A 21138-nucleotide genomic window follows, 5' to 3' on the forward strand; every position below is an offset into this window, starting at 1 on the left:
AAAACAAAATTTGTAAGATAATTTTTTATCTTAATTTTAATCACAAACAAAAGTACTTATTTTATTAATTACATATAAGGCATAAAAGCTTTAATTACATCCGGCGGAATATCCAGAATTTTATAATCTTTAGGAGAAACAAATATTAATTGTTGTTTGCCCTTTCCTAATAAATTTCCAGCAGAGTCAAAAACCTGATGTTCTAAAGTTGCAAACTTTCGGTTGTACTCTGATGCACGTATTTTAACACTGATTTTTTCAAATTCCCTGGTTTCATTAATATATTTGTGCTCGAATGAACGGGTAAGAATTAAAAAAGTAGTATCCTTTAAATTAAAATCTGGCAATACGTAATTAAAAAACAATTCCCTTGTTTTTCCTACCCATAATGCATATACTCCGAAATAAACATTCCCTACAGAGTTAGTATCTGCATAAGTCGCCATAAAAGAGTGTACAAACCATTTTCCTTCAAAATGACTGCCTGTGCTTACTTCTTCAGTTTTACCATTTATAACCGTTTGTGTAGCTTTTGAAAGAGTCCTTAACACTGGTATCTCTGATGCTGCATCCATAACTTCTTCTACTTTTTCCTTAACAACTCTAAGTAAATCTGTATTAAGAACCAGCCAGATAACGTAAAATATAGGTAAAATAGACCCCATAATCATTACCCACGCTACCTGCATAAAATATCCACTGGCAAAAACCACTAAAGAAAACGCTCCTATTGAAAAAAGTTTAACCTGAGGAAGTGAATGCTGTGAATTAGGCACAAAACACCGTGCAATTCCCAAGGCAGCATAAGCAACAAAAAACGTTGCATAAAACACCATAAAATATTCAATTTCACAGTCGGTAAGAACCCCGAAAACAGCTATAAGTGCCGCGGTAAGATATGTAACTATTGGTGAGTCTATAATATTAGATGGAATCATAGAAAGCACCGGGTTATTACTGGTTTTGGAATTTTCTTTAAGAAACCATTTAGTAGCAACATAGCCACTATCAAGGGTAGTCAAAACGGCAAGTGCTATAAAACAATAATAACCTGCAGGAACCCACCAGGGCATTACAGAATGAAAATACACCATATAGTTTACAATCATTTCGTGACCATAGGTAAGTCCTCCTAAGCCAACGGATGCCATATCCTGGGTGAACCAGTCACTATTGAATACGTAACTGGCTAATACTCCATGAAAAATGAGAAATAAAAAAAACAATAAAGCTCCAAAAAAATATCCGGAGGCTATATTTGTATTCTCTTTTCGCATTTGTATAGCTCTCTGCCACTGCTGTAAATCGAGCCAGGGACCTACAAAAAAACCTATGAGAATAGGTATCATATATCCCCAAAATATAGGTTTACTGTTATTTTCAGTTATCCATGCTACAGGGTCATTAAGCACCTGCGGTTGTAAATATAAAAGTAAAGCACTAGCTATAACGGCTATAAGAATTCCTACTAATAAATGCCAGTATTTAATAGATTTTATGGTAAACTCTTCCCCCACCAGACATGCTGCGGATAATACCAGAGCAACAACTAAAAGCAAAGTAAATAATTGAAGTATGCTTCCCTGTTCATCCCATCCTGGCCAATAGGATATGAGTAACGGACGAAGTAAATAATTTACAATGGCAAATATAGTAAGTGCTACAGCTAAAAGCTGATATAGATATAAACTTAAACGAAAAGGTTTGGACCATCTTTTAAAAAATCTTTCCAGAGATTCTTGCCCCTTATCTCTCTGTGCTATCTTTTGTGTTCCGTATCCAAACATAAATAATCCGAGTGCATTTAAAAATGCAAAACTAAACAGACCTGTCAGACCAAATAAAAAGGTCATTTGCACTGAAAAAAATAATCCTAATCCCCACAACCAGGATAAAGCTACTGAATTACCCCAAAAAAAGGAGTTAACTAATTTGTATTTCATTTAAATATAATTTGGATGCTCTATTTTTATTTATTTTGTACTTTTCTAGCTCTTTAAACTAAAGTTTAGTTTATAAATTTCCAGATTTTAAATCATAGGTACAAAAATAAAACCAATTTTATTTAAATTTTAATTAGTTTTTTTATAGCTTACAATAGCACCAAGATTAAGAAATATAGCAAACCCCACAATTACTGAAAGTTGTGGAAATATATCCCTGAGTGTACTACCTTTCATGTATACCAATCTCATTACATCGATAAAATAACGAACAGGATTTAGTAAGGTTACTTTCTGTGCCCAGGAAGGCATACTGCTGATGGGAGTATATAAACCGCTTAAAAGAAAAAATATTATCATGGCAAAAAATACCACAAACATAGCTTGCTGCTGCGTAGAAGAATAATTAGAAATGATAAGACCAAAACCCGTAAAGGCTAGTAAATAAAAAAAGGCAAATAAATAAATTACTAATAGATTACCTGCCGGAAACAAACCATAAATCAGCCAGGCTAAGCATATTCCGGCCGTAAGTATAAACATACCGATAACCCAGAAAGGTATGACTTTAGCAATTATAAAGATATATTCCGGAACCGGAGAAACATTGATTTGTTCTATAGTACCGTCTTCCTTTTCTTTAACTATATTTAATGCTGACATAGCTCCTCCTATTATACTTAGCAGCATGACCAATATACCCGGCACCATGAAATTACGGTAATTCATTTCTTTGTTGTATTTATAATACGATTGAATAGTTATAGGAGAATTTGTAATTACCTGTCCTTTCATTTCTTGATTGTATGAAGCCAGAATCTGTGCCATATATGAAGCACCCAGCCCTGCCTTTTGTCCATTAACAGCATTAACTGAAAGCATAACTTCAGCTTTTTGATCGCGGATAAAATCAGATTCAAAATTACGGGGAATCTCAAGAATTAAATCAGCCTGATTTTTTTCAATTGACTTAATTGCCTGATTATAAGAGGATGAATAGTCTGCCAATTTAAAATAGCCGGAAGCTATTACTTTTTCAACGAGTTTTTCCGATACGGGACTATGATCGTTATCGATGACACTTAAAAGTATATTTTTCTGTTCAAAAGTTGCCGCCCAGGGTAAAAGCATTAATTGTAAAACAGGCATCATAAATATCATTCGTAACATGGTCTTATTCCTGAAAACCTGAATGAATTCCTTTTGTAATAAAAATTTAAGTATTTTCATAATCTGTTTTTAAACATTCGTACGCTCACCAATAATAGAAATGCTGTCATTCCAATAAGAATAAGACATTCTTTAAGTATAGAATATAATCCCAATCCTTTGATCATAACGTCCTTTACAGCAGTTATAAACCAGGTAACCGGTAACAAATTAGAGACAATTCTCAAAGGTAATGGCATATTCTCTACTGGAAAAATAAGTCCCGAAAGTAATAAAGTGGGTAACATTAATCCCATACCTGAAATCATCATGGCGGTTTGCTGGGTTTTAGTTACAGATGATATTAATAACCCCAGTGAAAGCGTTGACAAAGTAAATATTGTACATAAAAAAAGAAGTAAAACTAAGTTTCCTGCAATAGGCACATCCAACACATAGACAGACAATACTAAAATGGAAATTATATCAATAATAGAAATAAGCAAATAAGGTACAGCCTTTGCAAGAACAATACTGATAGGTTTTAGTGGAGAAACTAAAAGTATTTCCATAGTACCCTGTTCTTTTTCTCTTACTATTGAAATTGAAGTCATCATAGCACATATAAGCATTAAGACCAAGCCCATAATCCCTGGTACAAAATTATAGGCACTTTTAAGCTGAGGATTGTATAACATTTTCACCTGACCTTCTAATGTGTAAGGTACCCGGTCAACATTGGCTATTTGCTGTTGCTGATATTGAAAGATTATTTGTTGAGCATAGTTGGTTACGGTTGAAGCCTCATTAGGGTTAGATGCATCAGCTATAAGCTGTATATCTGTATTTCCTGAATGATACAAATCATCTGCAAATCCAGCGGGAATTACAATTGCCAGCTTTGCTTCTCCTCTTCGAAAACTATTTTCAATATCAGAGACTTCACTAAAGTATCTCTTCAAATTAAAATATTTACTCCCGTTGAATCGTTCAATCAATTGTTGAGATTGAATAGTTTGAGATTTATCCAAAACAACAAAGGGGATATTATTTATTTCCGTTGTGATTGCAAAACCAAAAATCATAAGCTGGGCTACGGGCATAAGCAGCAGCATACACATTGTTCGTACATCCCGTGTAATATGATAAAGTTCTTTTTTTATAAAGCTTAAAAATTGTTTCATCTGTCCATTAGCTATTTAAGGTGATTTTTTTTATAAATGAAATTATTCATCTCTTTCTGCTTTTCTTGCAAGTAGCTGAAAAACTTCATCCATAGTATTTGCCTGATATTTTTCCCGCAGATGAGCAGGTGTATCTAAGGCTTCTATTTTTCCATCAACCATGATAGAAACACGATGACAATATTCTGCTTCATCCATATAATGGGTAGTTACAAAAATGGTCATTCCTTGCTCCGATGCTTTATAAATCATTTCCCAAAAGGTTCTTCGAGCTATGGGATCTACTCCGCCGGTAGGTTCATCAAGAAATACAATTTTTGGAGAATGAAAGGTTGAAACTGCAAAAGATACCTTCTGTTTAATACCCAAAGGTAGAGAACTTATCAATGTGTTTTTGTCTGAAAACAACCCCAGTTCAGCCAAAGCATGTTCTGTCTTGTTTTTAATATCTTTAGTTTCCATTCCATAAATCCCACCGAAAAGCCTCATATTTTCACGTATTGTCAAATCTTCATAAAGTGAAAATTTCTGACTCATATACCCGATATTTTGCTTAATCTTATTGGCTTCCTTATAAATATCAAAACCAGCTACTTTACCTTCTCCCGATGTTGGATACAAAAGTCCGCAGAGCATTCTCATGGCTGTAGTTTTTCCTGCTCCGTTAGCTCCAAGGAACCCAAAGATTTCACCTTTGGAAACTTCAAAAGTAATACGGTCTACAGCAATAAAATCTCCGAATTTTTTAGTTAATTGACTGGCTGTTATGGCTTTCATCTTTCTTCATTAAATAAATAAAACAATCTTCAATACCTGGCTGTATTTCTTTTACTTCTGCTCCAGGTATTTCTACTTTATCATTTTTAAAGGTTATGTGCAGATATTCTCCGAAAATATAACAGGAAGAAATTTCTTCCTGTTTACGAAGCTTCTGCAGCATCTGATAGTTATTTTTGGACTTTAAAGAATACAGATGATAGGGATATTCCTTCACAATTTGTTGAGGGGTGTCAACCGAAAGTATTTTTCCCGATTGTATTAAAGCAATCCTATCACACAAACCGGCTTCGTCCATATACGGAGTGGATACCATAATTGTAATACCCTGTTTTTTCAATCTTTCTAACATTTCCCAGAATTCTTTTCTGGAAACCGGGTCTACGCCGGTCGTAGGTTCATCTAAGAATAAAACTGTCGGCTTATGTATTAATGCACAACATAAAGCTAGCTTCTGCTTCATACCTCCTGATAATTTGCCTGCTCTTCTTTTTTTGAATGGTTCTATTTGTACATAAATGTCTTTTATTAAATTATAATTTTCTTCTACTGAAGTATTAAATACATGAGCAAAAAAATTAAGATTTTCTTCTATCGTTAAATCCTGATATAAGGAAAATTTTCCTGGCATATATCCTACTTTATCTCTTATTTCCCTGAATTTATCTACCGTATCATAACCTTCTACACTTGCCTTTCCTTCCTCAGGAACCAGCAGAGTGGTCAGAATACGGAAAAGAGATGTTTTTCCTGCACCATCGGGGCCTATAAGTCCGAATAACTCTCCTTTTTTAATTTCCAGATTTACGCAATCCAAGGCTTTTACGGGTGGCTTACCCGGATAAATTTTAGTTATATTTTGAATTGATATAGCACTACTCATAAATTTATTTTAAGAAATAAAAGTTAATCTTATTAAAAATTTACATCTCCGTACATTCCGATTTTAATAAGTCCATCCGTATTTTTTACTGCAATTTTTACAGCATATACCAGATTCTGTCTTTCATCTTGTGTTTGGATTGTTTTTGGTGTAAATTCAGCTTTATCTGATATCCAGCTGATAGTACCGGGATAACTTTTCTGCTTATTTTCGGAAAGAGTTATATAAACGGTAACTTTTTGTCCTATTTTTACTTTTTCCAGCTGTCCGGCAACTATATATGCCCTTAAAAAAAGATTTTTGGTATCAGCTATTTTGTATAAGGGCTTACCCTGAGTTACAATTTCTTTTTCTTCAATATATTTATTTAAAACCGTACCTTCAATAGGATTGATAATCTTACTTTTTTGCAGCTGATCTTCAATTTGAGAAATTTGTACTTTGTTCGTGTTGGTTTCTTCATCGAGCCCTTTAACAGAGGTTGATAAAGTATTCACCTGAGCATCTATTGATTTTTTAAGCACGGCTATCTGTGAATTGGCATCATCCAGCTGCTTTTGAGTAGCTGCATTATCTGCCAGTAGCTTAAGTATTCTCTTTTTTTCAAATTCTGCTTTAGATAGCTGCTCCTGTAACGAGGATACTTGTACGGGTATATCCGGTCGCTTAACCTGAATTGCTTTATTTGCAGCCATTAACTGCATTTTTTTAAGAAAGAGCTGTGTACTATCTACATAACCCACATATTGATTTTTTTTCAATACATCTCCTTCTACTAGTTGTAAAGACTCCAGTTTTCCGCTAGCTTCAGATGAAACTATTATTTCCGTTGCTTCAAAAGTCCCAGAAGCATCATGTTCAAAAGTATTACGGTTACAGGATATGATCGTTGAAAATAATCCTGCGAGTAAGATGCTGTTTTTCATTTTAATTACCCTGTACATATTTATAATTGTATATTGTTTGTAAGTATTGCATTTTATGTAATGCCTGAGTGATTCTGGCTCGGTTTTCCGCATTTATGTCTCCTATCCAGTCATTCATCTGATATATTCCATTTTTATATTTACTTTCTCCTGCTAATTTTACCCGGTTTCTTAATTGGATAATTTCATTATCTTTTTCCAATAATTTCTGATATTTTCCAATTTCATTTTTTATCTGTGTCAATTGTACCTGAGTATTAAAAAGAAAAACTTCTTCCTGAACATCGACTTGTTGTCGGTTGTTTTCTATTAGTTTTCTTTCATTTTTTCTTGTATAAAGATTTCCGAAGTTCCAGTTTAATCTCAAACCTCCTATAGCAAATGTTTTAAAATCAGGTTCCAGCATATTAAGTCCTGGTTTTCCGTATCCTCCTTGTGCAAATAGAGAAAATTTTGGAGAATTTTTAGCCTTTACAGAGGATTCCTGTGCTTTATACAAACCTCTTTGACTTTCGTAAAAAGAGAGCTCCGGACGACGAATCACATGATCCCAGTCTAAAATATCTCCAGGTTGTTCCAGTTTTGTGGAAGGATCTAAGCTTTCATGAACAAATAAGGACAGCATTTTCAGATAAGCTTCACGCATGGTTTGCATCTCAATTTTATTTTGTTCAGCATTTAAAAGCTCCACTTTTACCAAATCTAAATCTGAAACCATTGCCACACCATTTTTAAGCATAGCTGCCACCCAATTATAATTCGTTTGTAAATCCGAAGTCAAAACATCCAATTGCTTTAATTGTTCATCGAGAGTCAATATTCCAAAATATAATTGGTTAACCTTATCCTGCACGGCATATAGCGAAACATCTGTTTTTGATTTTTCAAGAGCGGCATTGGCTTTGGTTATGACTGACTGAGAACGTATGGTCCCCCCATCCCAAAGAACCTGTGAAACATCCAGAGTTATTTTATATTGATCTTTATCCATGGTGGGAACATTCATTCCGGGTATTTTTATAGGCATTTTGGTCACATCCGACTGATAAGATGCCTGCCCGTTTAAAGATATTTGCGGATAAAAATTTTTAACCAGATTCTCAAGATTATATTTTTCAGTTAAAGAAACTAAATCATATTGACGAATCAGTGGATAATTTTCCTTTGTTTTTTTTTGGCATTCTTCCAATGTAATTAGCATATTCTGCGCCATGCCCCCTAATGAAAAGGATAACATGCCTAAAAATAAATAAACTTTCTTTTTCATTAAATTACGTGTTTTCAAGTTGCAACATAGCTTTTAACCATATAGGAATCATTATTTTACGCTCTTCTATAAATTGAAGGTATTCGCTTTCTTCCATCTTATGTATGTTGGATAGTAATGGCTTTGACATAATAGGAAATATAGATAATGATACAAGATTAACAAAAAGATGAAGCGGCGTAAGATCCAGATTTTTTTTGTCTATTTGATCCTGCAACTGACTATACATGGAACTATGAGCTATTAATTGATCAGGAATTCCTAATTTATCAAGTAACTTAACCGGATTAGCCTGTAATTCACTAAAAACAAATACCGGTAAATGCGGATTTTCCATTAAACCATCAATATATCTAGCTACGCCAGCATCAATTTTTTCCGACAAGGAAGTATTCTCATCATTTATAATTGTACTTATATAAGAAAGCATCTCTCTCATACTATCCTGCATAACAATCTCAAATAATTTTTCTTTACTACGATAATAATAATTCAGTAAAGCTAGATTAATATCCGCCTCTTCTGCAATATCTCTTGTACGGGTTAAACCAAAACCTTTTTTCTGAAAAACTTTTTTAGCTGCTTTTTTTATTTTTTCTTCAGTCGAAATATCTTTATCCATAACTGTTTCTGTAATCATATGTATGTTGAATATTTAACTCGATATAATTTCAATCTTTAAACAAATGAATAGCAAATGTAACTATTTTTTTGTTTTAAACAAATGATTAAATTTTTTTTTTAAAACTAAATTTTAATTTTTTATTGCTGTTTTGTATCTTTGATAAATGCTAAATTATTTTCAGAGCCTAAATCTTTTAACATCTGAAGAATTACTCTATCTTGAAGAGAAATCGTATACCAGACAATTAAATAAAGGAGATTATTTTATCCGAGAGGGAGAAATTAACCACGAAATTGCATGGATTAAAAAAGGAATAATCCGCTCATTTTATACTACTGAAAAAGGAGATGAATTTACTTATTGTATTTTGTTTGAAAACACCCTGATTACTGCTTTATCTTCATACATCTCAGGAAAACCTACAACTGAAAATATGCAGGCTGTTTGCAATACTCAACTGGAGGTCATAAAGAAAGAAGACATTGTATCATTTATGAAAAGCAACATAAATTTTATGAAAGTTGAGAAAATGCTTATAGAAAAAGAATACATTGAACTGGAAAAAAGAATGTTTTCGTTTCAAAAAGAAAATGCTGCAGAAAGATATAATGAACTTTTAAAAAATCAACCCGAGTATATTAAACAGATCCCATTGCAACATTTAGCCTCTTACCTTGGAATATCTTTACGACATCTGAGCCGGATTAGAAAATCTGTTTTATAGACATTTGTCCTATATATTTTTTTTAATTGACGTATACTTTTGTATGAAAAAAGTATATGTCCAAAAGAATTTTACTTGTAGGTGGTTCGGGGTTTATTGGAAAAAAAATTGAAAAAATTCTGAAGCAAAGAAATCCTGATTTCCATGTGTATATTGGCAGCAGAAAACCCGAAAAAAGCAATCATATATTAATTGATTTAGATACGCCGGAAACTTTAACTCAAATAATTAAAAATTCTATAGAATTGGTTGTTTTATGCACAACAGACAAAAAAAACGTCCTATTAGAGTACTGCATAAATTATCAAATTAGTTATATAGATATTACTCATCCTTCAGAACAACTAAAACTTTCTTATGAACTTGCAAAAAATAAAAATATTAATAGCCGTATTATTTTTAGCTCAGGATGGATGTCTGGAATTATTGGAGGTTTAATAAATCAGAACAGCATTAATAAAATAAAAAAAATTAATATATACATCTATTACTCTTCAAAAGATGATTCTGGTAAAAGCTCTTCTCATTTTATTGCAGAAAATATAACCAAAAAATACCCCGTTTACCTTGATAATACAAAGAAACAAATTAAAAATTTCCAATATCCTGAAAATTATGAGTTTATAATTCTCAAAAAAAAATTTAAAACCTATTCTTTTGAAATACCGGATTTATATATCCTTAATCATATAGATCAAATACCTACAGTAACTTCTAAAATCACTTTTGAATCAAACATGACTACACTAGGAGTTGCTTTATTACAAAAATTACATGTATTCAGGTTACTTCCGCTTAATTTAAGAAAAAAAATTTTCTTATCCGATAAGAAAGGAGATCAAACTTCATTCGATATAGTTGTTACAAAACAAAACGATAATATTGAAACCATTTCTGTTCAATCAGCAAATGGACAGGGCGATTTAACAGCATTTTCAACGGTTTTACATATCGAAAAATTATTTTCATTTCCCTCCGGAACTTATTTTAGTCATCAGCTATATGATAATTTTGAATTAGCAAAATCTTTACAACAAAACACATCAATAAAAATTAAAATAAATTAAATGAAAAAAATACTTATAATTAATGGTCACCCTTCTCTAAACAGCTTAAATAGCGCATTGGCAGAATCTTATTTTAAGGGAGCAAAAGAATCTGGAGCTGATGTAGAATTAATTAATATCGGAGAATTAAATTTTAATCCAAATCTTCAAAATGGATATCAGAAACGAATGGATTGGGAACCGGATTTACAACATGCCTGGGAAAGTATAGAAAAAGCGGAGCACCTTGTCTGGGTGCACCCGGTATGGTGGGGTGGATTTCCGGCTATAATGAAAGGATTTATTGATCGTGTTTTTCTTCCTGGGGTAGCCTTTCAGTATAGAAAAAATTCTGTCTGGTGGGATAAATATCTGAAAGGGAAAACTGCACGGATTATCACAACTCTCGACCAGCCTCAATGGTATTACAGACTATTTTATGGAAATCCAAGCATCAATCAATTAAAAAAATCAATTCTGGCATTCTGTGGAATAAAGAGGGTAAAAACAACCTTTATTGAATTTGTGAAAAAATCCGATTTAAATCAAAGGAAAAAATGGATTCAAAAAATATATACTCTTGGAATAAAACAAAAGTAAAGTTTGGTACTATATGTCTGCATGCTTAAATACACACATAGACTTTTTGACTTTAACATACTACTAAGTCGTACAACTTATCTCATCTAACTTAATATTATAGTATCAAAATGTAAAAAGATTTAACAATCTTTTTGATAAGATAACAACTTATTTTAGCATACTCATATAAATTACAATTACCCAAACGCTGTACAGGTAATTGTAATTTATAGTTTATCTTTTATTATATAATTGTTTTAACATAACTAACAATTAAAATCTAACGTTAAAAAATATTTCTTATAACATTGCATTTATTCTTACGAACCTATTAAATTTTTATGAAAATTATCAATTTCAAAATCTACTACCTCCCTGAGCAAATACCTCTTAAATATTCAATATAAATACGCCAACGTAATTATTTAAACTTATAATTCTAAATTTTGTTATTTAAACGGATTTAATGTAAATTTGCCTCACAAATAGAAAAGGATGAAAGAATTTAGCAAAGAAGTGTATCTCAACTGGTTTGAAGAGATGACTAAATGGAGACGGTTTGAAGAAAAAGCCCGTTCTCTCTATTTAAAAGACAAAATTAGAGGTTTTTTACATCTTTATAACGGACAGGAAGCTATTGCAGCAGGGTTTACCCATGCTATGGATATCAAAAAAGATAAAATTATAACATCGTACCGATGCCACGTTCATGCCTTGGCCATGGGAGTAACTCCAGAAGTTGCCATGTCTGAACTTTGCGGAAAAGCTACAGGTTCTTCAAAAGGTCTGGGTGGTTCTATGCACTTATTCAGCAAAGAACATAACGTATACGGTGGACATGGTATTGTAGGTGGACATATTCCTTTAGGTGCAGGTATTGCATTTGCTGACAAATACTTTGAAAGAGATGCTGTAACAATTTGCTATATGGGTGACGGAGCTGTACGACAAGGTACATTACATGAAACCTTTAATATGGCAATGAACTGGAAATTGCCTGTGGTATTTGTTTGTGAAAATAATCAATATGCAATGGGTACTTCCGTAGAAAGAACTACGAATAACCTGGATATTTATCAATTGGGATTAGGATATGAAATGCCTTGTGCTCCTGTAGATGCTATGAATCCGGAAACTGTTGCTGAAGCTGCATTTGAAGCTATTGAAAGAGCACGAAGAGGTGATGGGCCAACTTTTCTGGAGGCAAGAACCTACCGCTATAGAGGACACTCAATGTCCGATGCTGAACCTTACCGTACTAAACAAGAAGTAGAAGAACACAAAAAAGAAGATCCTATTCTTTTTGTAAAACATAAAATACTTTCTAATGGCTGGTCCACAGAAGAAGAGTTGGAAGCTATGGATAAAAAAATTAAAGAGTACATGAATGAGGTTGGAAATTTTGCAGAAAATGCTCCTTTCCCTGAACCGAATGTTATGTATGACTACATTTATTCAGAGCCTAATTATCCTTTTTTAGACAAATTTGAAAATCAATAAAAAATAAAAGAATCATAACCGAATTATGGCTGAAAAAATAACAATGCCCCGTCTGAGTGATACGATGACTGACGGAAAAGTTTCCAAATGGAATGTGAATGTTGGTGATCCTGTAAAAGAAGGGGATGTCTTAGCTGAAATAGAAACCGATAAAGCGGTTCAGGATTTTGAATATGACGGTGAAGATGCTATTCTCTTATATCAGGGAGTAAAAGAAGGGGAATCTGCCCCTGTAGACTCTCTTTTAGCTATTGTTGGACAAGAAGGAGAAGACATAAGCGCCCTATTAGGTGGTAGTGCAACAGCAACAGCTGCCACTCCTGCTCCTGCAGCAGAAACGCCTGTGGCTACTCAGAGTACTGCTCCTGTAGCTGTACCTGAAGGAGTAGAAATCATAACTATACCAAGACTTAGCGATACCATGACTGACGGTAAAGTTTCCAAATGGAACGTAGCTGTCGGTGATGCTGTAAGCGAAGGAGATATACTAGCAGAAATAGAAACCGATAAAGCGGTTCAGGATTTTGAATACGACGGAAACGGAGGAGTCTTATTATATCAAGGAGTTCAAGAGGGAGAATCAGCTCCTATTGATTCACTTCTTGCAATTATCGGACCTGCAGGAACAGATGTAAGTGCTATTGTAGCCAATGGAGGCAACGTATCTTCAGCTCCGGCAGCAAGTACTTCTTCTGAGACCAAGAGTACACCAGCACCTGTTCAGTCTGAGCAACATGTAACTACCCCCAGTAATGGAAGAGTCTTTGCTTCTCCTCTTGCTAAGAAAATTGCAAAAGATAAAGGCATTGATCTTTCCCAAGTAAAAGGATCAGGAGATCAGGGGCGTATTATCCGCAAGGATGTGGAAGGCTTTACTCCTTCAGCATCAACTACTACTACAGCGGCAAGCTCTAAACCACAGTCGTCAGCTGCACCGGTAGCATTGCAAATAACTCCTGGGGTTGATTCAGAAACTCCTAATTCTTCAATGAGAAACGCAATTGCCAGAAGTTTAAGTCACAGTTTATTTACTGCGCCTCACTACAATCTGGTATTTGAAATAAATATGGATAATGCCATTCAGGCAAGAAAAGGTATAAACAGTTTACCTGACACCAAAGTATCTTTTAATGATATTGTGATTAAAGCAGTTGCTGTGGCCTTAAGAAAACATCCGCAAATTAACAGTTCATGGACGGATACTAAAATCGTTCATCACGGTAACATTAATATAGGTGTTGCTGTAGCTGTTGAAGACGGACTGGTAGTTCCTGTAATTAAAAATACTGATTACCTTTCTCTTACGCAGATTTCAGGACAGGTTAAAGACCTGGCCGGACGTGCAAGAGATAAAAAATTAAAAGCAAATGAAATGGATGGTTCAACCTTCACTATTTCCAATCTGGGTATGTTCGGAGTAGAAACATTCAATTCAATTATTAACCAGCCGAATTCTTGTATTCTATCTGTAGGAGCTATTAATCAGAAACCTGTAGTTAAAGACGGACAGGTAGTTCCCGGGAATGTAATGCAAATTTCACTGGCCTGTGATCACAGAGTTGTTGATGGTGCTACTGGTGCTCAATTTTTACAAACTCTTAAATTGTATCTTGAAAATCCGATTTCATTATTGGCCTAATAATTATATAGATACAATACAAAATAATAAAAAACACTCAATTCTTAACTGAATTGAGTGTTTTTTATTATATTTAATCCTCAATCAACTTTAATCAAAGAAAATGTCAGATATTACACTTACTATGATAAAACCCGATGCTGTATCAAAAGGATTAATAGGTACTATCCTGAAAGATATAAGCGATGCCGGTTTTGAGATAACAGCTTTAAAGTTAACTCAGCTCACCAGAACAGATGCAGAAAAATTTTATTCGGTTCATCATGGAAAACCTTTTTTTGAAGATTTAGTTAGTTTTATGATTTCAGGACCTATAGTAGCCGCCGTTTTAAAAAAAGAAAATGCTGTAGAACATTTCCGTAAATTAATAGGTGCTACGAATCCTGATAATGCAGAAGCAGGCACACTTCGAAAAAAATATGCTGAAAGTATGCAGAGAAATGCTGTTCATGGCTCTGACAGTAATGAAAATGCTTATATAGAAGCACATTTTCATTTTGCAGATAAAGAAATTTTCACTTTAAAGTAACGTACAATGTATATTATTCTTACCGTATAGGATTAAGTTCTTTATTTTAACAAATTTTATATAAATTTCCGGTTTATTATAAAAGCTATTACGCATTTAATTAGTAATTTAGAACCCCTTCAAAAAAATATATGGTAAAGACATTACAAATAGGATATGAGGAATATTCTACATGGGAAGAACTAGATAAGGAAGATTTTCAGTTGATACAGGAAGCGAAACTTATACGAGAAACTGCATATGCTAAATATTCAGATTTTCGGGTAGGTGCTGCTTTACTATTGGACAATGGTAAAATTATTGTAGGAAACAATCAGGAAAACGCAGCTTACCCCAGCGGCCTTTGCGCTGAACGTACAGCTATTTTTTACGCTATAGCTAATTATCCTGATGCGCAAATAGTAAAAATGGCTGTAGTGGCCGGAAAAGATGAAAATACGGATAATCCTGTTGCTCCATGTGGAGCCTGTAGACAAGTTTTATTAGAATATGAAACACGACAGAAAAAACCTTTTGAATTTTTATTTACCGGGATGAAAGGCCGGGTAATCAAATTTCATCAGACAGCACAGCTTTTGCCTTTTTGTTTTGACGGAAGCCAGCTATAGTTGTTTCTAAATTTATCACCATTAATATATTTCAAAATATTTAACGATATTTGCCTGAATTTTGCGCAGCCGGTTGCGCGTTAATAATACATTATGAAAGTTACTGAACATATAGAAAAAGCACAAGGGAAAACCCTATTCTCTTTCGAAATTCTTCCTCCCAAAAAAGGAGATAACCTCCAAAGCATTTTTTCAAATATAGATCCTTTAATGGAGTTTGATCCTCCATTTATCGAGGTAACCTATCACAGAGAAGAATATGAATATAAAGAGACACCTGAGGGATATATACAAAAAATTGTTACGCGTAAACGACCGGGAACGGTAGGTATTTGTGCTGCTATACAACACAAATATAGCATTGATGCTGTTCCGCATGTTATATGCGGTGGATTTGACAAGGAAGAAACTGAAAATTTATTAATCGATCTTAATTTCCTTGGGATAGATAATGTTTTGGTACTAAGAGGTGATCCAATTAAAAGTGAGGGCGTTTTTAAACCTGTGCCTCACGGGCATTCCTATGCCAATGAACTTACCCGTCAGATTTCGGATATGAATCATGGAAAATATCTCCATGAGGAATATGCCGATGGTGCTACAGATTTCTGTATAGGTGTGGCCGGATATCCGGAAAAACACTTCGAAAGCCCTAACATGGATACGGATTTACACTATCTTAAGAAAAAAATAAACGCAGGCGCCAATTACATCGTCACTCAATTATTTTACAACAATCAAAAATATTTTGATTTTGTGAAACGATGTCGTGAAATTGGGATTACTGTTCCGATAATACCTGGTATTAAGCCTATATCTATTAAAAAACATTTAACCATACTTCCTAATATATTTCATATTGACATGCCACAGGAATTGGTTTTAGAAGTTGAAAAATGTAAGACAAACAAAGAAGTATATGAAGTAGGTATTGAATGGGCAGTAAATCAGTGTAAAGAATTGATGGATCATGGAGTGCCGGTTCTTCATTTTTACTCTATGGGCAGAAGTGAAAATATTCGAAGAATAGCAGAAAAATTATTTTAGATGCAGAAAATAGAATTAAAAAATATAAAAATATACGCCTATCATGGATGTATGGAGGAAGAAGCAATAGTTGGTTCTTTTTATCTGGTAAATTTAATCGTATGGCTTGATTTGTCAGAGGCTGGAAAAACCGATAATCTTGAACAGACAGTTAATTATGGAGAACTCACTCAAATAGTAAAAGACCAAATGGCTATTCGTTCTAATCTTTTGGAGAATCTTGCCTATCGTATTCTGACAGAAATTGAAAACAAATATAAAAGTATTAAAAAAGCCCGGGTTTCAGTTTCAAAAATTAATCCACCGGTGAACGCAGACTTAGATGAAGTAAAAGTTACATTTGAAAAGAATTTTTCAATATAATATATAGTTTAATTAAAAAATAATTGTAAATTTGCAGTCCTATTAAACAAGGCTTCGTGGCCGAGCGGCTAGGCAGAGGTCTGCAAAACCTTGTACAGCGGTTCGAATCCGCTCGAAGCCTCAGAAGAAACCACCTATGAAAAGGTGGTTTTTTTATTATATTTCTTATCTAAAATATGACTAAATTTAAATTAGTTTATCCACGGTTTCTTTTAGATTTCTTTCTGAACAAGTATTTTTCTGCTTCTAATAACAGAGCTTCTTTTATTGATTCCAGTTCATTTTTCTACATTCCTAAGCTTATTGCAATAATAAATTTATACGTTTTTTAAAAGTACAATTGCTTCATTTGCTAACTCATCTGTCAGGCCAATCAGAGGACTGGTTAGAATTAATCTTTTTTTCAGTTCAAAAGGTAATCCATTAAGTGATTTATCATCATCAATAATTATAAATTGATTATCATACTTACTATTCTGACATTCAATCAATATTTCTTGTTTTCTACTTAAATAAGGCTGTTTACTTTCAAATCTATCAACAGATACAAAAATATTTCTGGATGCAAAGACCTTATTCCATTGTTCAAGTGTGAATCTAAACCTATGAGAAGTTGTTAATATTATTGAAGCATTTGTTGCCTTAATAATTTTATTTAAGGATTCTACTGCAATATCTTTAAATATATAAAAACCATCATTTAAAACTTCAGGTTTCTTCCAAGAAGCTGCTGAAACCATTACTCCGTCAATATCCAATAAGATATGCATACACAAAGATATGTATTTTATGTATGTTATAAGTATAAATATATAAAAACCAGATTTTAAGCGAATATAAATTATTTCTTTTTGACAAAAAACTTGTTATAATTAAAAATGTATTAACTTTGTTTTTCAAAGTACTTTATACATTTAATTACTTTTAAATAAAATATGATGAAACATAGAAATTTTACACACAATCTTATAGTACTAATAATCATAACTATTTTAAAATTAATATATAAATATTCGGAAATGGATGATCTTCACTTTCTTCTGGAACCAACAAGCAAAATCGTCGGTTTCCTCAACAATTCATCTTCAATTTTTATCAAGGACGCCGGATATTACCACGAAAGTTTAAATATAATAATCAATAAATCCTGTTCCGGATTTAACTTTTTAATCTTATGTTTTGCTATCCATATATTCTCAATAATTCCTTTACTATATACTGCTCAACAGCGAGTGTATGCATTTTTCATATTGTTTCTAGGTAGTTATTTTTTAACGATAGTTATTAATTCTTGCCGAATAGTACTTATTATTTTACTAAATAAACTCTTGGTTGCTTACGGATTTTCCATCAACTGGATGCATCAGGCTGCCGGAACTTTTGTATATCTATTTTTCCTCATAGTTATTTACTTAACTTTTAATCACTTAATCGCTCGATTCGCTTTTATTAAATCAATGAAAAACGATGAAAAATTTGCTTAATCCTAAGTGGCTTTTGTTTATAAACAGCCTACCTGTAATTATATTGTTTATTCTTCTGAAAAATAACTATGATACAATTCTAAGCCTTCTTGATGAGTCATCAATAAAAACGGCTCATTATATAGGCACATTCTTATTACTCATAGGAATAGTAAATCTGATTTATGCACTATTCAGCATTTTCAAAAAAAAGAAGGTTTCTTTATATTGTGGTATTTTCTCACTTATAATCAATATTTTGTTTCTATATATTTTCACATAATACTTCAGGGATATTTTCCTGTTTTCAATTCCCCAATGGATGATTTCTGAATATATACAACTTTATCCCTGGACTTTTCTAATGCCTTCTCTTTTTTATTCTTTATTAGTAATTGTGCTAAGACTTACACCTGAAAATAAAACTTACAGTGTTTGGCAAAGTTTTTTATATGCTGTACTGATTCCTGTTTTCTGGTTTTTAATTATTCAAGTAATTATTCCTCTACGACTAAATTTGCCTTACAATTTCAGCGAACATCTTACCATAGTCTTTATCATTGTTACTATACTTTTATTCTTTTTTTTACTGATACGGGGAATTTATATTCTTACCTTAAGAAAAAATGAACTATGGAAAAAATATGAATTACTATGGAAAATTCCTGTCGCTTTAATTTTACCTCTTCTAGGGTTGTATATTAATAATTCTGAATTTAAACATTGGAATTGGACCTTATTTAATCAAAAAGGAGGTATTTTTGGAGATTTTAATAGTCTATGGTTTTATATTCTGGCAATCATTAATGGATCTTTGATTTGTATTCCTGATGCAAAAAAAACCATCATCCGATTGCTTCTTTTTCTAGGAAAAAGTATAACCTTTGCTTATACCTTGTACTTTTTTCTAGTATTTATTCCTTTTCTCCCTTTATCCATATTTGCTATAGTCATTTTGGGTCTCGGTTTTTTACTACTCACTCCTCTTATTTTATTTATTCTCTATATTCATGAACTATCTAAAGATTTCCTATTTCTACAACAATATTATTCAAAAAATATTCTTCGAATAACTTCTTTCTTAGCATTCTTACTCATACCCACATTCATTACTATTGTTTACCTAAACGACCGTAAAAATCTAAATGAAGCACTAGATTATGTATATCATCCGGATTATTCACAAGAATACTCTATTGATACTCAATCTTTATCTAAATCACTTCAAACAATCAAGTATTATAAACAAAAAAACAACAATACATTACTAAGTACTAGCAATATACCCTATTTATCTTCTTATTTTAATTGGCTGGTATTAGATAATCTTACACTTAGTGATACTAAAATCGATTATTTAGAACAAATATTTTTCGGATATAATAAAGATGAAAACAGGGGTATTGCACAAAACACTTTTATCCCTACTCAATCTAAAGACTCTGTAAAAATTTCAAATATTGAAGTCAAGAGCCATTTTGATATTCAACAAAAAGCATGGAAAAGCTCAGTTGACTTTAAAATTACCAATTATACAAATTCTAGAACGGCAGAATACCAAACCTTTTTTGAACTTCCAGCTGGTTGTTGGATAAGTAATTATTATCTATATGTAAACGATAGAAAAGAATCAGGGATTTTAGCTGAAAAAAAATCTGCTTTATGGGTTTATTCGCAAATTGTTAATTATAGACAAGATCCGGGGATTTTGTATTATCTTACAGGAAATAAAGTTGCTTTTCGGGTTTTTCCATTTTTAGAAAATGAAACACGAAAAACAGGGATAGAATTTATACATAAGGACCCCATACAATTGTCTATTGACGGACATGCTATTCAGTTAGGGAAAGTTGAGTATAACAACCAAATTATTGAAAGTGCTAATAAAAATATTCTATACATTCCTGCCGAAAGAAAACAGTTTCTTTCTAAGGTGCAAAGAAAACCTTATTATCATTTTATTATTGATATTTCCTCGGACAGCAAACAGGCTAAAAACAACTATATACAAAGAATTGAATCTTTGCTTTCCAGAAATTATTTAGACGTATCCAAGACTCGAATATCTTTAGTAAACAGCTATATTTCTCCAGTATATTCTGCTAATGATAATTGGCCAAATGTCCTAAAAAATGAACATAATAAAGGGGGATTTTTTTTAGACAGGGCTATTAAGAGTCTTCTTGTTAATACTTACCTGAAAACAGAAGAAATATATCCTATCATAGTGATAGTTACAGACAGTTTAGAAAATGCTATTATTGAAAATAATTTCGCAGATCTATCTTTTACTTTTCCTGAAAGTTCTATTTTTTATCATTTAGATAAAAATGGAGTTTTAAATTCCCATTCATTAATTTCAAATCCTAAAATTATCTTAGAAAGAAATATTTATCCTGATTTTACCGCTGAAGTACTTGCTTACCCAAACGTTGAAAAACCGATTGGTTATTTGACAGATGATGATTCTGCCTGCTATTTATTAAAGAAAGAAATGATTTCACTTAATGAAGCTGAACTTAAAGCAAAAGACTGGAACTCTTCTCTGGAGATCCAAGGAGTGTGGATGTCACAGATAATAAACCCTAAAGCATTTAAAGAAAACTGGACTCAACTTGTAAAATACAGCTTTCTCGCTCAAATTATGAACCCCGCCACCTCTTTTATAGTTGTAGAAAACGAGGCTCAAAAAGCAGTATTGAAAAATAAACAAAATCAGGTATTAAAATCAAACCAAGCTCTTGACTTTGATGATGAAACCGAACGTATGAGCGAACCAGGAATCATTTTACTTTTTATTTTTCTATTCATTTTTATATTGATCAAAAAAAAGAAAGTCAGACTCAATTGAGTCTGACTTTCTTTTTTATTGTATAAATGTTT

Annotated in this window: 20 protein-coding genes and 1 tRNA gene; 12 read left to right on the forward strand and 9 right to left on the reverse strand. The window is 32.6% G+C overall.

Features of this window, described 5'->3' with window-relative positions; all coding sequences use genetic code 11:
- Positions 1 to 68 precede the first annotated feature (68 nt).
- The 8 genes from EQ921_RS09760 to EQ921_RS09795 form a co-directional block, all read right to left on the reverse strand.
- Entirely contained in the window at positions 69 to 1943 is a 1875-nt protein-coding gene (locus tag EQ921_RS09760) for a thioesterase family protein (RefSeq protein WP_128331517.1), read from the reverse strand.
- Positions 1944 to 2072: 129 nt separating this feature from the next.
- The gene (locus EQ921_RS09765) at positions 2073 to 3173 is read right to left on the reverse strand and encodes an ABC transporter permease (protein ID WP_221410486.1); all 1101 of its coding nucleotides are present in this window, start codon (positions 3171 to 3173) and stop codon (positions 2073 to 2075) included.
- Positions 3170 to 4276: an ABC transporter permease gene (locus tag EQ921_RS09770; protein ID WP_128331518.1), complete on the reverse strand. Its 1107-nt coding sequence runs from the start codon at positions 4274 to 4276 to the stop codon at positions 3170 to 3172. Before EQ921_RS09770 ends, EQ921_RS09765 begins: the two co-directional genes overlap by 4 nt.
- Positions 4277 to 4318: 42 nt before the next feature.
- Positions 4319 to 5053: an ABC transporter ATP-binding protein gene (locus EQ921_RS09775; protein ID WP_128149255.1), complete on the reverse strand. Its 735-nt coding sequence runs from the start codon at positions 5051 to 5053 to the stop codon at positions 4319 to 4321.
- A complete protein-coding gene (locus EQ921_RS09780) occupies positions 5022 to 5936 on the reverse strand; it encodes an ABC transporter ATP-binding protein (protein WP_128149257.1) in 915 nt (304 codons plus the stop codon). Before EQ921_RS09780 ends, EQ921_RS09775 begins: the two co-directional genes overlap by 32 nt.
- 32 nt (positions 5937 to 5968) lie before the next feature.
- Positions 5969 to 6862 carry an HlyD family secretion protein gene (locus EQ921_RS09785; protein WP_221410487.1) on the reverse strand — a complete coding sequence of 298 codons (894 nt, stop codon included), beginning with the start codon at positions 6860 to 6862 and terminating at the stop codon, positions 5969 to 5971.
- 1 nt (position 6863) lies between these two features.
- Positions 6864 to 8129, reverse strand: a complete 1266-nt coding sequence (locus EQ921_RS09790) for a TolC family protein (RefSeq protein WP_128331520.1) — start codon at positions 8127 to 8129, stop codon at positions 6864 to 6866.
- A 4-nt stretch (positions 8130 to 8133) separates the two neighbouring features.
- Positions 8134 to 8769, reverse strand: a complete 636-nt coding sequence (locus EQ921_RS09795; RefSeq protein WP_221410488.1) for a TetR/AcrR family transcriptional regulator — start codon at positions 8767 to 8769, stop codon at positions 8134 to 8136.
- A 148-nt stretch (positions 8770 to 8917) separates the two neighbouring features.
- On the opposite strand from EQ921_RS09795, the gene EQ921_RS09800 reads away from it, so the two are divergent.
- From EQ921_RS09800 to EQ921_RS09845, 10 genes are all read left to right on the forward strand, one after another.
- Positions 8918 to 9478, forward strand: coding sequence for a Crp/Fnr family transcriptional regulator (locus EQ921_RS09800; RefSeq protein WP_128331521.1), 561 nt, complete (start codon positions 8918 to 8920; stop codon positions 9476 to 9478).
- A 56-nt stretch (positions 9479 to 9534) separates the two neighbouring features.
- The gene (locus tag EQ921_RS09805; protein ID WP_128331522.1) at positions 9535 to 10545 is read left to right on the forward strand and encodes a saccharopine dehydrogenase; all 1011 of its coding nucleotides are present in this window, start codon (positions 9535 to 9537) and stop codon (positions 10543 to 10545) included.
- A complete protein-coding gene (locus EQ921_RS09810) occupies positions 10546 to 11124 on the forward strand; it encodes an NAD(P)H-dependent oxidoreductase (protein WP_128331523.1) in 579 nt (192 codons plus the stop codon).
- 477 nt (positions 11125 to 11601) lie between these two features.
- Entirely contained in the window at positions 11602 to 12606 is a 1005-nt protein-coding gene (gene pdhA / locus EQ921_RS09815; RefSeq protein ID WP_128331524.1) for a pyruvate dehydrogenase (acetyl-transferring) E1 component subunit alpha, read from the forward strand.
- 25 nt (positions 12607 to 12631) lie between these two features.
- The gene (locus EQ921_RS09820; RefSeq protein WP_128331525.1) at positions 12632 to 14245 is read left to right on the forward strand and encodes a 2-oxo acid dehydrogenase subunit E2; all 1614 of its coding nucleotides are present in this window, start codon (positions 12632 to 12634) and stop codon (positions 14243 to 14245) included.
- A 103-nt stretch (positions 14246 to 14348) separates the two neighbouring features.
- Complete coding sequence (locus EQ921_RS09825; RefSeq protein WP_128149273.1) at positions 14349 to 14774, forward strand: nucleoside-diphosphate kinase; 426 nt, start codon at positions 14349 to 14351, stop codon at positions 14772 to 14774.
- A gap of 131 nt (positions 14775 to 14905) precedes the next feature.
- The gene (gene cdd, locus EQ921_RS09830; RefSeq protein ID WP_128331526.1) at positions 14906 to 15382 is read left to right on the forward strand and encodes a cytidine deaminase; all 477 of its coding nucleotides are present in this window, start codon (positions 14906 to 14908) and stop codon (positions 15380 to 15382) included.
- A 93-nt stretch (positions 15383 to 15475) separates the two neighbouring features.
- On the forward strand, positions 15476 to 16429 hold the full coding sequence (gene metF, locus EQ921_RS09835) for a methylenetetrahydrofolate reductase [NAD(P)H] (protein ID WP_128331527.1): 954 nt from the start codon (positions 15476 to 15478) through the stop codon (positions 16427 to 16429).
- Positions 16430 to 16792 carry a dihydroneopterin aldolase gene (gene folB, locus EQ921_RS09840; protein ID WP_128149279.1) on the forward strand — a complete coding sequence of 121 codons (363 nt, stop codon included), beginning with the start codon at positions 16430 to 16432 and terminating at the stop codon, positions 16790 to 16792.
- A 50-nt stretch (positions 16793 to 16842) separates the two neighbouring features.
- Positions 16843 to 16913, forward strand: a tRNA-Cys gene (locus EQ921_RS09845).
- 196 nt (positions 16914 to 17109) lie between these two features.
- Here the strand turns inward: EQ921_RS09845 and EQ921_RS09850 are convergent.
- Entirely contained in the window at positions 17110 to 17562 is a 453-nt protein-coding gene (locus EQ921_RS09850) for an HAD domain-containing protein (protein WP_128331528.1), read from the reverse strand.
- 168 nt (positions 17563 to 17730) lie between these two features.
- On the opposite strand from EQ921_RS09850, the gene xrtK reads away from it, so the two are divergent.
- The gene (gene xrtK, locus EQ921_RS09855) at positions 17731 to 18276 is read left to right on the forward strand and encodes an exosortase K (protein ID WP_255424479.1); all 546 of its coding nucleotides are present in this window, start codon (positions 17731 to 17733) and stop codon (positions 18274 to 18276) included.
- A 280-nt stretch (positions 18277 to 18556) separates the two neighbouring features.
- Positions 18557 to 21106, forward strand: a complete 2550-nt coding sequence (locus EQ921_RS09860) for an MSEP-CTERM sorting domain-containing protein (protein ID WP_255424480.1) — start codon at positions 18557 to 18559, stop codon at positions 21104 to 21106.
- Positions 21107 to 21138 lie beyond the last annotated feature (32 nt).

Source organism: Apibacter sp. HY039, from assembly GCF_004023655.1.
GTDB classification, from domain to species: domain Bacteria; phylum Bacteroidota; class Bacteroidia; order Flavobacteriales; family Weeksellaceae; genus Apibacter; species Apibacter raozihei.